The organism is Nocardia sp. Tas62D01 (assembly GCF_055232035.1).
This window is the reverse complement of record NZ_JBUYUZ010000001.1, coordinates 138,949-151,533: the sequence shown is the minus strand read 5'-3', so window position 1 is coordinate 151,533 and position 12,585 is coordinate 138,949. Positions and strand designations below refer to the sequence as shown.

13 protein-coding genes and 1 pseudogene are annotated in these 12,585 nt (G+C 66.9%); 11 read left to right on the top strand and 3 right to left on the bottom strand.

Features of this window, described 5'->3' with window-relative positions; translation table 11 throughout:
* Window positions 1–115: 115 nt before the first annotated feature.
* Window positions 116–946, top strand: coding sequence for a transposase (locus tag ACV7NQ_RS00805; protein ID WP_463357814.1), 831 nt, complete (start codon window positions 116–118; stop codon window positions 944–946).
* Here the strand turns inward: ACV7NQ_RS00805 and ACV7NQ_RS00800 are convergent.
* Window positions 909–1,139 (bottom strand): hypothetical protein, encoded by a 231-nt coding sequence (locus ACV7NQ_RS00800; RefSeq protein WP_463357813.1) that lies wholly within the window; start codon window positions 1,137–1,139, stop codon window positions 909–911. The two genes, ACV7NQ_RS00805 and ACV7NQ_RS00800, sit on opposite strands and share 38 nt — an antisense overlap.
* Window positions 1,140–1,154: 15 nt before the next feature.
* Between ACV7NQ_RS00800 and ACV7NQ_RS00795 the strand changes: the two genes are divergently transcribed.
* The 9 genes from ACV7NQ_RS00795 (at window position 1,155) to ACV7NQ_RS00755 (ending at window position 8,639) form a co-directional block, all read left to right on the top strand.
* The gene (locus ACV7NQ_RS00795) at window positions 1,155–1,736 is read left to right on the top strand and encodes a transposase (protein WP_463357812.1); all 582 of its coding nucleotides are present in this window, start codon (window positions 1,155–1,157) and stop codon (window positions 1,734–1,736) included.
* Window positions 1,737–2,266: 530 nt separating this feature from the next.
* A complete protein-coding gene (locus tag ACV7NQ_RS00790; protein WP_463357811.1) occupies window positions 2,267–2,536 on the top strand; it encodes a DUF2277 domain-containing protein in 270 nt (89 codons plus the stop codon).
* Between the two features lie 75 nt (window positions 2,537–2,611).
* Complete coding sequence (locus ACV7NQ_RS00785; RefSeq protein ID WP_463357810.1) at window positions 2,612–3,196, top strand: biotin transporter BioY; 585 nt, start codon at window positions 2,612–2,614, stop codon at window positions 3,194–3,196.
* A complete protein-coding gene (locus ACV7NQ_RS00780) occupies window positions 3,189–4,313 on the top strand; it encodes a class I adenylate-forming enzyme family protein (protein ID WP_463357809.1) in 1,125 nt (374 codons plus the stop codon). The genes ACV7NQ_RS00785 and ACV7NQ_RS00780 overlap by 8 nt, the downstream gene beginning before the upstream one ends.
* A complete protein-coding gene (locus ACV7NQ_RS00775; protein ID WP_463357808.1) occupies window positions 4,310–5,437 on the top strand; it encodes a thiolase family protein in 1,128 nt (375 codons plus the stop codon). The genes ACV7NQ_RS00780 and ACV7NQ_RS00775 overlap by 4 nt, the downstream gene beginning before the upstream one ends.
* Window positions 5,434–6,114 carry an energy-coupling factor ABC transporter ATP-binding protein gene (locus tag ACV7NQ_RS00770; protein WP_463357807.1) on the top strand — a complete coding sequence of 227 codons (681 nt, stop codon included), beginning with the start codon at window positions 5,434–5,436 and terminating at the stop codon, window positions 6,112–6,114. Before ACV7NQ_RS00775 ends, ACV7NQ_RS00770 begins: the two co-directional genes overlap by 4 nt.
* Window positions 6,111–6,713, top strand: coding sequence for an energy-coupling factor transporter transmembrane component T family protein (locus ACV7NQ_RS00765; RefSeq protein WP_463357806.1), 603 nt, complete (start codon window positions 6,111–6,113; stop codon window positions 6,711–6,713). The genes ACV7NQ_RS00770 and ACV7NQ_RS00765 overlap by 4 nt, the downstream gene beginning before the upstream one ends.
* Entirely contained in the window at window positions 6,706–8,160 is a 1,455-nt protein-coding gene (locus ACV7NQ_RS00760; RefSeq protein WP_463357805.1) for an AMP-binding protein, read from the top strand. The genes ACV7NQ_RS00765 and ACV7NQ_RS00760 overlap by 8 nt, the downstream gene beginning before the upstream one ends.
* Window positions 8,157–8,639: an NUDIX domain-containing protein gene (locus ACV7NQ_RS00755; RefSeq protein ID WP_463357804.1), complete on the top strand. Its 483-nt coding sequence runs from the start codon at window positions 8,157–8,159 to the stop codon at window positions 8,637–8,639. Before ACV7NQ_RS00760 ends, ACV7NQ_RS00755 begins: the two co-directional genes overlap by 4 nt.
* A gap of 8 nt (window positions 8,640–8,647) precedes the next feature.
* Here ACV7NQ_RS00755 and ACV7NQ_RS00750 read toward each other — a convergent pair.
* Together ACV7NQ_RS00750 and ACV7NQ_RS00745 are read right to left on the bottom strand one after the other, a co-directional pair.
* Window positions 8,648–9,121, bottom strand: a pseudogene (locus ACV7NQ_RS00750) (GlxA family transcriptional regulator); the annotation flags it as partial.
* A 247-nt stretch (window positions 9,122–9,368) separates the two neighbouring features.
* Window positions 9,369–9,635 carry a Na+/H+ antiporter NhaA gene (locus ACV7NQ_RS00745; protein ID WP_463365476.1) on the bottom strand — a complete coding sequence of 89 codons (267 nt, stop codon included), beginning with the start codon at window positions 9,633–9,635 and terminating at the stop codon, window positions 9,369–9,371.
* Between the two features lie 407 nt (window positions 9,636–10,042).
* On the opposite strand from ACV7NQ_RS00745, the gene ACV7NQ_RS00740 reads away from it, so the two are divergent.
* Window positions 10,043–12,577, top strand: coding sequence for a sensor histidine kinase (locus ACV7NQ_RS00740; protein WP_463357803.1), 2,535 nt, complete (start codon window positions 10,043–10,045; stop codon window positions 12,575–12,577).
* The last annotated feature ends 8 nt before the right edge of the window (window positions 12,578–12,585 follow it).

The window sequence follows — 12,585 nt, the reverse complement described above, 5'->3', positions numbered from 1 at the left end:
GACGTTGGGACGGACACCGGGGCAGGCTGATCTTTTTCGGTCGACTGTGCATTTCTGCGAGGGTCGGGTGGCGGCGGGCTCGATTTATGGTGTGTTGCATCGGGAGTGTGTCCGGTTGTTCCCGGATGAGATGTTCGCTGATCTGTTCACCGTGGTGGGGCGTCGGTCGGTGCCGCCGATGATCGTGGCGGTGGTGATGGTGTTGCAGCGGTTGGAGGGTTTGTCGGATCGGGAGGCGGCCGACCGGTTTGCGTTCGACGCGCGGTGGAAGTACGCGGCGGGGGGTTTGGATTTCGATTATCCGGGGTTCGTGCACACGGTGTTGGTGGATATGCGGGCCAGGTTGGCGTCCTCGGATCGGCCGAACCGGATCTTCGAAGCCGTGTTGGAGGTGGCGAAGGCGGCGGGGTTGGTGGGCCGCAAGCGGGTGTTGGACTCGACGCCGTTGTATGACGCGGTGGCCACGATGGACACGGTCACGTTGATTCGTTCGGCGATCCGGTCGTTGTTGCGGGTCGCGGACCTGGCGTTGGAGGCGGAGCTTCGGTCGGTGTTGCGTCGCGACGACGACTATGTGGCGGCGGGCAAACCGGTCTGTGATTACGACGACCCCGAGGCGCGGGAAGCGCTGGTCGACGCGTTGGCCACCGACGCGCGGGCGTTGTTGGCGGTGGTGGACGGGCGTGAGTTGTCGGCGGGGATCGACCAGGCCGCGAAGTTGTTGGCGACGGTGATCGGTCAGGATCTCGACGAGGACGTCGATGGGGTGTTCGGTATCGCGCGTCGGGTGGCGAAGGATCGGGTGATCTCGATCGTGGATCCGCAGGCACGGCATGGACACAAGACCGCCGCGCGGGGTTTCGACGGCTACAAGGGGCACGTCGCGGTCGATCCGGATTCGGAGATCGTCACCGCCACCACGCCTCACTCCGGGCAACACCGGTGATGTCGACGCGGCCACCGACCTGCTCGCCGAGGACCTGCCCCACCGCGCCGACACAGAGGTCGACGACGCCGACGAGATCGACGACGCCGACGAGATCGACGAGATCGACGAGATCGACGAGATCGACGAGATCGACGAGATGTGCGGTGACAGCGACGGTGGGGCACCCCGCGCCGACGGCGACGAGTGTCATACGGATGGCGTTGCCGTGCAACGGTTGTCGGTGTATGGCGACGCTGCTTATGGAGCGGGGAAGCTGCTCGAGGAGTTGGAGGACGCTGACGCGGAGATCATGACGAAGGTTCAGCCCCCCGCGTCGAGGGACGGTCGGTTCGCCAAGGATCGTTTCGTCGTCGACCTGGAACATGACACGGTCACCTGCCCCAACGGGATCACCGCGGCGATCCGCCCAGCCACCGCGGATTCCGGGAACAGGGTTGCCTCGTTCGGAAAGGCATGCGCCGGTTGCCCTTTGGCGACCCAGTGCACCAGCTCCAGCAAGGGGCGCAATGTGACCATCACCCCGTATGAGGCGCAACTCGTCCGTGCCCGCACCGCCCAGGCCGATCCCGCGTGGCGTGCCGAGTACCGGGCGACCCGCCCGAAAGTCGAACGCAAGATCGGGCATCTGATGCGACGCAAGCACGGTGGTCGCCGCGCCCGTGTCCTCGGCCGCGACAAAGTCGCAGCCGATTTCTCCCTGCTCGCCGCCGCGATCAACCTCGCCAGGCTCACGGTCCTCGGCATCGCCGGCGGCCCCGACCGAACCTGGACAACCGCGACCGCCTGACAGGCCCCGCCAAGAGCTATATCCGCAGCTGTCAAGACCCATCAGCCGCCCGCCCCCATGAAACCACCAATCCGCCGAGCGACCAGATGATCCCGACACCGTCCCCACACATCCAGGGACCATTCCATGGCATCGCCCACGCCACGGATTTACCGGCTCTGATTCACAAGGCCTCGTTTAACACCAACCACCTAGGGGTGTGGTCCGCCGGTCCCGATCAGGACGGGCCGTGACATCGAGTTCGGCCCCGCTAGCGGGATCAGCCCTCACTACGGTGCGGTTGCTTCGCACCGACCTGTCGGCCCGTGCCAGTGAATAGCCGATCCACGCACAACGCTGGCTGATCCTGCAACGAGAATGACGACCTCCGAAACCGTTGCCGTCGTGGCTCTTTGGCCGCACCACATCTTCAACGCCGCCACCGCGAAACCCGTGAGCCTCGAGGAGATTGCCGAGGCCATCGCCGAGAACACGGGCACGGAGGCATATGACTCCGGGCGGGCGACGTGCATACACGTTAGCCTCGAATCATGTGCCGAAACATCACCGCCCTGCGCGGGCTGGACCCGGCGGCGACACCCGAGGAAGTCGAGGCCGCAGCGCTGCAATACGTCCGGAAAGTGGGCGGATTGTCCAGCGTGTCCGCTACCACCCGCCCGGCGGTCGACGCCGCCGTCGCCGAGATCGCGGCGGCCACGAGCAGACTGCTGGCCCAACTACCGGAACGCAAGGTTGCGCCGAAGTCCGTTCCACCATTGCGGCGTCCCGAAGTGCAGGCGCGAATCCACGCCCACGGCTGAGGGAACCGGCCGACTCGGCACCACGCTCGGCCTGCTATCTTGAACGTCGTTCAAGTTTGTCAGAAGGATGTCATCGTGGCGGATGTCGAGAACTCTCGGGAGTCGAGGGTCGGTTTTTCCGCGCGGGACATGGCGCAGGTCGCCGTGTTCGCGGCGCTGATCGCGGCGTTGGGGCTGCCGGGCGCCATCACGATCGGATTCAGCGGCGTGCCGATCACCGTGCAGACGCTCGGCGTCATCCTCGCCGGAGCGGTGCTCGGTGGACGCAAGGGCACGGCCGCGGTGGTGGTCTTCCTCGCACTGACGATGATCGGTTTACCGCTGCTCTCCGGTGGTCGCACGGGATTGACGGCGCTGGCGGGGCCCAGTGCCGGTTACCTCATCGGCTGGATTCCCGCGGCCCTGTTCATCGGCCTGCTGACCGCCAGGATCCTGCCGAAATACCCGATCGTGCTCGGTCTGCTGATCAACGCGGTCGGCGGAATCCTGATCATCTACCTCTTCGGCACCATCGGGCTGCTGCTCCGCACCGATCTGGGGGTCAGGCACGCTATCACCACCAACTTCGCGTTCATTCCGGGCGACCTGGCGAAAGTTGTCGTCGCGAGTGTCGTCGCCAAAGGAGTGCACCGTGCATACCCCGGTCTGATCCGTGCCTAGTCCCGAACTCGGCGGCGCGGGCGATCAGCCTGCTATCGACTTCGACGGCCGCACCTACACCTACGGGCAACTCGACGATGCGGTCGAGCAGTGGATCGATCGACACGGGCCGAACGCGCTCGTCTACGACGCATCGACGCTTGCTGTTCCGGACGCACTGATCTGCGTCTGCGCCGCGGCGCGGCAGGGCGCGCCGGTGATCGTCGAGAACCCCGAGGCGCGTCCTCTCCGCCCGAGCTTTCCGCCGTCGGCGTTTCTGCTGGTGACGACGTCGGGCTCCACCGGCCGCCCGCGGCCGCTCGCCCGGACGGCGGCGTCCTGGTTCGACAGTTTCCCCGCGTTCACCACGATCACCGGCGTCGAGGCAACGGACAACGTGCTGATCACGGGCCCGTTGCACGCGACCATGCATCTGTTCGGTGCGCTGCATGCGCTGTGGCGTGGTGCGTGCGTCACCGACGACCCGGCGCAGGCCACGGTGGTCCATGCTGTCCCCGCCGTGCTGCGTGACGTGGTGCGTACCGCTCCGAAGCTGCATACGGTGATCGTCGCGGGCATCGCCCTGGACGACGGCGCTCGAGCAGCGGCGGACGGCATCGAGATCATCGAGTACTACGGGTCCGCGGAAGTCTCACTCGTCGCGTCGCGGCGGGTTCCCGAGCCGCTTCGATTGTTGGACGGCGTCGATGCCGAGGTCCGCGGCGGGTTGCTTTATGTCCGTTCCCCCTACAGCGTGATCGGAGCGCCCGAGTGGTTCGGCGTCGGCGACCTCGCGGAGCTGGGTGAGAATCGCGAGCTGACGGTCCGTGGCAGGGGCGAATTCGCGATCAATGTCGGCGGCACCACCGTGATCGCCGAGGATGTCGAGCGGATTCTCCAGACCCTGGATGGCGTCATCGCCGCGGCCGTCGTCGGATCGCCGCACGCTGTATTCGGCGAGACCATCACGGCCGCAGTGCAACTCGATGGCATCGCCGGGATCGACGAGGTCAGGTCGCGAGCACGCCGGGTGCTGTCGAAGGAGGCCATGCCCCGTCGCTGGGTGCCGCTCGCTGCTCTGCCGCGGACGGCCAACGGCAAGGTGGCGCGGGGTCGGCTGAAAGACTTGCTGACATGAACCATGTCCCCGTTCTGGTGGCGCCGCGTCGGACGCCGATCGGCAACGCCGGGCACGGATTCGCCGATCTGACAATGACCGATCTGGTCGCCCCGGTCCTGCGTGACGTGCTGGCGTCGCTCCGTGGCGCGGGCATCGACGCCGAGGTGGACGATGTGATCCTCGGCAACTGCCTCGGGCCGGGCGGCGATCCCGCCCGGATCGCGGCATTAGAGGCTGGCATGGGCGTGCACGTTCCCGGCGTCACCGTCGATCGGCAGTGCGGGTCCGGCCTCGACGCGGTCATGCAGGCGGCGTTGCGGGTGCGCAGCGGCGCGGACGAGCTCATTCTGGCCGGGGGAGTCGAATCGGCGAGCACGGCACCGTGGCGGTTCTGGCCGCCGGTCTCGGGCGCGGAACCCGTGCGATACACTCGCGCTCCCTTTGCGCCGCAAGGCTTTCCGGATCCCGATATGGGTGTGGCCGCCGACGATCTCGCGCGAGTCCGTGGCATCGGCCGGGAGCGGCAGGATGCGTATGCGGCGCGCTCGCATACCCTCGCCGCGGCGGCCGACTTCTCGTCGGAGATCGTGCCGATCGGCGCTGTGTACCGCGACGAACGCATTCGTGCGGGCATGACCGAGGCCCGGCTCGCACGGCTGCGCCCCAGTTTCGGCGTCGACGGAACCGCGACGGCGGGTAACTCGTGTGGCATCTCCGATGGCGCCGCGGCGGTGGCGGTCACCAGTGAGTCGCTGGCCGCGGGGCTGCCCGCACTGCGAATCCTCGGGTCCGCGGTGGCCGGATCCGACCCTGCGTTCCCTGGTCTCGGGCCGGTGCCCGCGATACGTAAACTACTGCGGCGCACCGGATTCGACTCGACGGACCTGGGTGTCATCGAGATCACCGAGGCATTCGCGTCGGTGGTGTTGGCGGTGTCGGACGAATTGGGTCTGGACGAATCCAAGATCTGCCCCCAGGGCGGCGCCATCGCGATGGGGCATCCGTGGGGAGCGTCCGGCGCAATCTTGTTGGTGCGGTTGGCAAGTCAGATGCTGCGCGAGAGCGGACCCGCACTCGGGCTCGCAGCGTGTGCCATCGGCGGCGGGCAGGGCATCGCCATGCTCGTGGAGCGTGTGTCGTGAGTGAGATCGTCTTCGACTCGATAAGCCACAGCTTCGGGGAACGAAAAGTACTGCGCGACATCGACCTTCGCATCAGCGAGCGCCGCGTCGGCATCATCGGATCCAATGGTTCCGGCAAATCGACCCTGGCGCGCATGATCAACGGGTTGCTGGCGCCGACCTCCGGCACCGTCACGGTCGACGGCGCCGACGCGGCCAGGAAGGGCGCGCAGGTGCGGCGCAAGGTCGGGTTCGTATTCACCGACCCCGACACCCAGATCGTGATGCCAACGGTCTCAGAAGATCTCGCGTTCTCGCTGCGGCGAACGGGTCTGAGCAAGCAGGAGATCGCGGCGCGCGTCGAGGAGATGCTGGTTCGGTTCGGGCTCGATGAGCATGCCGAGCATCCCTCGCACCTGTTGTCGGGCGGTCAGAAGCAGTTGCTCGCCATCGGCGCGGTCCTCATCCGCAGGCCAGAGGTGATCGTCGCCGACGAGCCGACCACCCTGCTGGATCTGCGCAACGCCCGCGTGGTCGCCGATGCACTCGACTCGGTGGACCAGCAGGTGATCGTCGTTACGCATCAACTGTCGCTGCTGGACAGCTTCGAACGTGTCATCGTCATCGATGACGGTCTCGTCGCGTTCGACGGAACCCCCGCCGACGCCGTCCCCGCGTACCGGGCATCGGTCGAATGATCGGCGTGTATCGTCCGGGCGACTCGCTGCTGCACCGGATGCCCGCCGGGCTGAAACTGCTGCTGTTGATCGTGTCGATTGTGACCGCCACAGTGTTCGTGCGTGGCCCGCTCGAGGTTTTGATCGTCGGTGTGGTGGTGGCGGGATTGTTCGCCGTGGCTCGTATTCCGTTGAAAGTCGTTCTGGCCCAACTGCGTCCGATGGTATGGATGCTACTGATCATCGCCGCGTTCCAGGTGTTGATCACCTCGCCCGCGCGGGCAGTCGTCGTGTGCGGCGTGCTGCTGATCTCGGTGGCGCTCGCGGCGCTGGTCACGCTCACCACCCGCGTCACCGACATGCTAGACGCCGTGACGCGCGGGCTCGGACCGCTGCGGCGGGTCGGGGTCGATCCCGAGCGGATCGGGTTGATGCTGGCGCTGGCCATCCGGTGTGTCCCGCTGCTGGCCGGGATCGTGCACGACGTCGCCGAGGCCCGGCGGGCCCGCGGGTTGCAATGGTCGATGACGGCGCTGGTCACGCCCGTGCTGGTACGGGCGCTGCGCATCGCGGACGCGATGGGTGACGCCCTCGCCGCGAGGGGAGTGGACGATGACTGAGCTGCTGGCCGAGCGCATCGCCCGACGGGCCGCCGAGCACCCGGAGTCGACAGCCGTCGTTTCCGGTCGCGAGAGCGTCGACTATCGCGAGTTCTGGTCGCGGGTCAGCCGCACAGCCGCGGGGTTCGACGGCATGAACCGGGTTGCCGTGCTGCCCACATCGGATATCGAATCGCTGGTCGTCGTGGCGGCGGCGGTGCACGCCGGTGTCAGCGTCGTGCTGCTGCACCGCCACCTGCTGCCGAATCAGCTGGCCAGGGCGCTCGAGCTCGCGAAGCCCGGTGCCGTCGTCGCGGCGCCGCACCAGCACCGGCGGTTGCGGAGACTGGGGCTCGACGGAGAGGTTCAGACCGCTGCCGCGCTGGAGTCCGACGGTCCGGTCGGCCGCACGCACCCCGACACCGAACTGCTGGTCGGCATCACCTCCGGCACCACCGGTGAACCAAAGCTGTTCGTGCGCAACCAAAGATCGTGGGCAACGACTCTCGATCGATCCGACGCCACGTTCGACATCGGCGGTCGGGATCGCGTCTCGGTGCCCGGCGTCCTCGATCACACGCATTTCCTGTACGGCGCGTTGCATGCCCTCACACGAGGCGCGACAGTGGATCTGCGGCCGGTCGCGCAGTCTCTGAAAGATGGTGTGACGCACCTGTATTCGGTTCCCACGATTGCCTGGGACGTGGTGCGGTCCGGGATCGGTCCGGTCGAGAGCGTCCGCGAGGTGCTGTCCTCGGCGGCCCGGTGGCCGCGCACGGGACGTGAAGCTTTGCAGGAGATCTTGCCGAACGCGTCGCTCGTGCATTTCTACGGTGCGTCCGAATTGAGTTTCGTGTCGTTCGATCGCGGACTCGGTCCCGATGACGAGAATTCGGCGGGTGAACTGTTCGACGGCGTGGAGGCGGAGATCCGCGACGGGCTGGTGTTCGTGCGCAGCGACATGCTGTTCGACGGCTACCTCACCGAGGAGGGTGTGGTGGACGGACCCGTCGACGGGTGGATGTCGGTGGGCGACCGAGGCCAGGTGTGCGGCAACCATTTACAGCTGTTCGGCCGCGACAGTGACATGCTGATCCGGGCGGGGCTCAACGTGGAACCCGCCGCCGTCGAGGCGGCGCTCACCGCGATACCTGGCATCGCGGAAGCAGCCTGCATCGCAGTGCCCGACGCGCGAATGGGCGAGGCGCCCGCTGCCGCGATCGTGGTGAACGGCGACGCCCCGAGCGCCGACGAAATCTGGCGCCACCTACGCGCGACGCTGCCGAGCCCGAGTATGCCGGTCCAGATTCTGACAGTCGAGAGCCTGCCGCGCACACCGCGTGGAAAGCTCGATCGTCGAGCCCTTTCCGTCACTCTTGCCGCTCGTCGAGATTGGGCTCGGTTCGCTTCGCCCGCTACCCGGCACAAGGCCCGTTCACCAACCGAATCGAACGGAGACTATCGGTGAGCGCGACGACAACCGACCACACCCCGGCGCCTCGGCCGCTGCGGCACCAGGTAATCGGTGACGTCCATCTGCTGCTGCGCCACGGGACCCAGGTGCTGCTCGGTCGGCGCCACAACACCGGCTTCGAGGATGGTGCATGGCACCTGCCCTCCGGCCACCTGGAGGCCGGCGAATCTGTCATCGACGCGCTGATCCGCGAGGCGGCCGAGGAAATCGGGGTGACGATCGTGCCTGCCGATGTGCTGTTCAGCCACATCATGCACAACTCGTCGTCGGGCGGTCGGATGGCGTTCTTCTTTACCCTATCCGGCTGCTGCTCTGGGCCGCACAGTGTTCAGCGTCAATGGCCGGTCGTAGCCGCGGACGTGCGGCCCGGGTCAACCGGTGATGCCGAGTTCGCCGAGCAGGGCGCGGACTCGTTGCTCGATCTGATCTCTCGGATCGGCCGGATGGTGTCGAAGTCGAGTCCGGCGCGCTGAGCCGGGTGTCAGCTGAAGGTGCGGCGGTAGGTGTGGGGACTGACGCCGGTCGTCTTCTTGAAGCGGTCGCGGAAGGCGGTGGATGAGCCGAAGCCGACTTGAGCGCCGATGCGTTCGACCGAGTGGTGTGTGGTTTCGAGTAGATGTTGGGCCTGGCGGATGCGGGCGCGATGGAGCCACTGGAGCGGGGTCGTACCGGTTTGTTCGCGGAATCGGCGTATCAGGGTTCGGGTGCTGGTTCCGGCGTGGGCGGCGATGTCGGCAAGGGTGAGTTCGGATCCCAGGTTGTTCTGCAGCCAGGCGAGCACTGGTTCGAGGACAGAGCCCTGGGGGGTGGGCGCGTAGTCGTGAACGATGAATTGTGCTTGTCCGCCTTCGCGTTCCAGGGGCATGACCGACAGTCGGGCGGCGTGGGCGGCGACGGCCGAGCCGTAGTCGCGGCGGATCATGTGCAGGCACAGGTCCAGGCCGGCCGCTGGCCCACGACAGCACGCTGGAGTGGATGACCCCCAGGGGCCAAGCTGCAGCCGACAAGCGGTCCGACGCATTTCACGACACCTGTTGCACAACAAGCGGTTCAGGAATACCCTCGCTACGAGCAAGGACCGCGGGCGCAACGCTGGCGAACCCCAGAGAATAGTAGTTCACACCAGATGCCTTGCCGGACCACATGATTGGCTACTGCCGTACAGCAATTCAACACATCGGCCACAGCGCACCCTTCTCGATCTACGGCTGGTAGTCCGACGGCGGCACGCATCCACAGTCGGGTGGTCTTCGGGCGGTCAGCACGACGACGGCGCCGCCGCTGCAGAGCGCGCCACCGGCCAGGACTCCGAGTTCGGCGTGTTCGATGAGCGCCGGCTCGTAGTAGGCGAGTTCGGTGACGAACAACGCGACGGTGAGACCGAGGCCGCAGACCGGGCCCGGACCCAGGATGTGGCGCGGGGTGATCCCATCGGGCAGGTGGCCGAGTCGGCTCGCCGTGCGGCCCAGCCGGTCACGGGCGGGGCTGTTGGCCTACACCATCGCCGCGGTCGTTGGCCACCAGCAGAATCACACCGGGGCGAGATCGCTGGCCAGCCACTGTCCTGCCCGCGCGGATCCGGCACCGTCCGACGATCATCGTGGCCTCGTCATCCTCGTGACTGCCATGGTCTTCCGCGCGGGTGGGGATCGAGTGCGGATTGATGCGAGATTCCCACACTGAAACCACCGAATACTGACGCCGCGTCATTCCGTAGGTGTAAACGGAATGTCAGGATTTCGGCCGACTGGGTGAGTATGGCGTTGATGCCGGTCAGGATGGTTTTGGCACGGCTGGATGCTGTTGCCGTGACGCACCGGGCCAGCATGTTCCGCGTGTGCCGCGAACCCACATCGGTGACACACGAGAAGAGCTTGTGAGAGGCAAATTCCGCGTCTACCTCGGCGCCGCTCCAGGAGTCGGCAAGACGTACGCGATGCTCGACGAAGGTCGCCGGCGCGCGTTGCGCGGCACCGACGTCGTTATCGGCTTGGTCGAAACTCACGGTCGCATCCACACCGACGCGGTGATGGAAGGGCTGGAGGTTGTCGCTCGCGGCGAAGTCGGATACCGCGGCGCCATTTTCGCCGAAATGGATACCGACGCCGTGATCCGTCGGGCCCCGCAGGTCGTGCTGGTGGACGAGCTGGCGCATACGAACACCCCCGGCTCGGCGAACGAGAAGCGTTGGCAGGACATCGAGCAGCTGCTCGACGCCGGTATCGACGTCATCTCCACGGTCAATATCCAGCATCTGGAATCGGTCCACGACGTCGTCGAACACATCACCGGTACCGCGCAACGGGAAACCGTGCCCGACGAGGTGGTGCGCCGTGCCGACCAGGTCGAGCTCGTCGACATGGCGCCGGAGGCGTTGCGTCGCCGGATGGCGCACGGCAACATCTACCGGCCCGAGCGCATCGACGCGGCCCTCAGCAATTACTTCCGAGTCGGAAACCTCACCGCGCTAAGGGAACTCGCACTGCTGTGGGTCGCCGACAAGGTCGACGAGCAGCTGTCGCGCTACCGCGCAGAGCACAATATCGCCGCGACCTGGGAGGCCCGCGAATGTGTCGTGGTGGCCCTGTCCGGAGGTTCGGAGGGCGACACCATCATCCGCCGGGCCGCCCGGATCGCCGCGCGTTCGCACGCGGAGCTGCTCGCGGTGCACGTCACCCGCATCGACGGGCTCGTCCGGATGGCACCGGTTCATCTCGAACGTCAGCGGGGGCTGGTCGAGAGTCTCGGCGGCACCTATCACCAGGTGGTGGGTGACGATGTCCCCGCCGCGCTGCTCGAATTCGCGCGGGCCGTCAACGCCACCCAACTCGTTCTCGGCACTTCGCGCCGCGGGCGGCTTGCGCAGCTGCTCGCCCCCGGCGTCGGCAGTGAGACCACGGTACGGTCCGGGGCGATCGACATCCATACGGTCAATCACGAACGCACCAGACATGGCCGCCGCAACGGCAAGACCACCGCGCTGACCAGACACCGCCGGTCGGCCGGATTCGGTCTCGCGGCCGTTGGCCTGCCGCTGATCACCGCGTTGCTGGCGAATCTGCGGACCGAGCTGTCGCTGACAAGCGAGATCCTGCTGTTCTTGGTCGCGGTGGTCGGTGTGGCCCTGGTTGGCGGGCTGTATCCGGCACTGGTGTCGGCCGTGGCGGGATTTCTGCTGCTCGAATACTATTTCGCGCCACCGCTGCACTCGTTCGCTGTCGCGGATCCGCAGAATGTGCTCGCCCTCATCGTGTATCTCGTCGTGGGGGTGGCGGTCAGTGTGGTGGTCGATGTCGCCGCCAGACGGACCGAACAGGCAGCGCAAGCCAGCGCCGACGCGACCGTGCTCGCGACGTTGTCCGGCAGCGTGGTGCGTGGCGCGGACTCCGCCGACGCGATCCTGGACCGGCTGCGGCACACCTACACCCTGCAGGCGGTGACGCTGCTGGAACGGCTGCCCGGTATGCCGATAACACCTGCGCGACAACGCGAGCCACAGCGGTGGCGGGTCGCTGCGGGCGCGGGCGCCAGCACGAGCCCGGACGACGGCGACACCGCCATCCGGATCGACGACGATCTGGTGCTGGTTTTGCGGGGCCATGTCCTGGGCTCCTCGGACCGACGGATTCTGGAGGCATTCGCCGCTCAGGCAGTGGCGGCCCTGCAGCGGCAGCGGTTACGGCAAACCGCCGAGGAGATTCGCCCCTTGCAAGAGGCCGACCGGTTGCGTACCGCACTGCTGAACGCGGTCGGTCACGACTTTCGCACACCGCTCGCGGCGGCCACGGCTGCCGTGGACAGTCTGCAAAGCGACGAAATGCGCTGGAACGAGGAGCAGCGGGATGTGCTGGTCGACATCGCCGCCGAATCCCTTCGCAAACTGCATCACCTGGTCGAGAACCTGCTCGATCTGAGCCGATTACGGGCCGGCGCGCTCGGGATCGCCACGCATAAGATCGGCGTCTCCGCGCTGCTCGAGGGGACTATCGGGGCGCTCGGGGAGACGGCGGATTCGGTGCATGTGGGTATCGCACCGAATCTGCCGGACGCGTTGGTGGACCCGGTGTTGCTCGATCGAGCACTGGACAACATCATCCGCAACGCCCTGCGCTACGCGCCGGACGGCAGCGGGGTACTGGTCACCGCCAGTGCCTTCGGCGCGACGATCGAACTGCGGGTGATCGACCATGGGCCAGGTGTCCCACTGTCCAACCAGGAGCGCATCTTCCAGCCCTTCCAACGCCTCGACGACCGGGACAACACCACCGGTATCGGCCTGGGGCTTGCTCTGGCACGCGGTCTCGTCGAGGCGATGGGCGGCTCACTGACACCCGACGACACACCGGGTGGCGGCCTCACGATGATCCTCACACTGCCCGCGGTGCAGGCCAGTCTGGAACCGGCGCCATGAGCATGCCG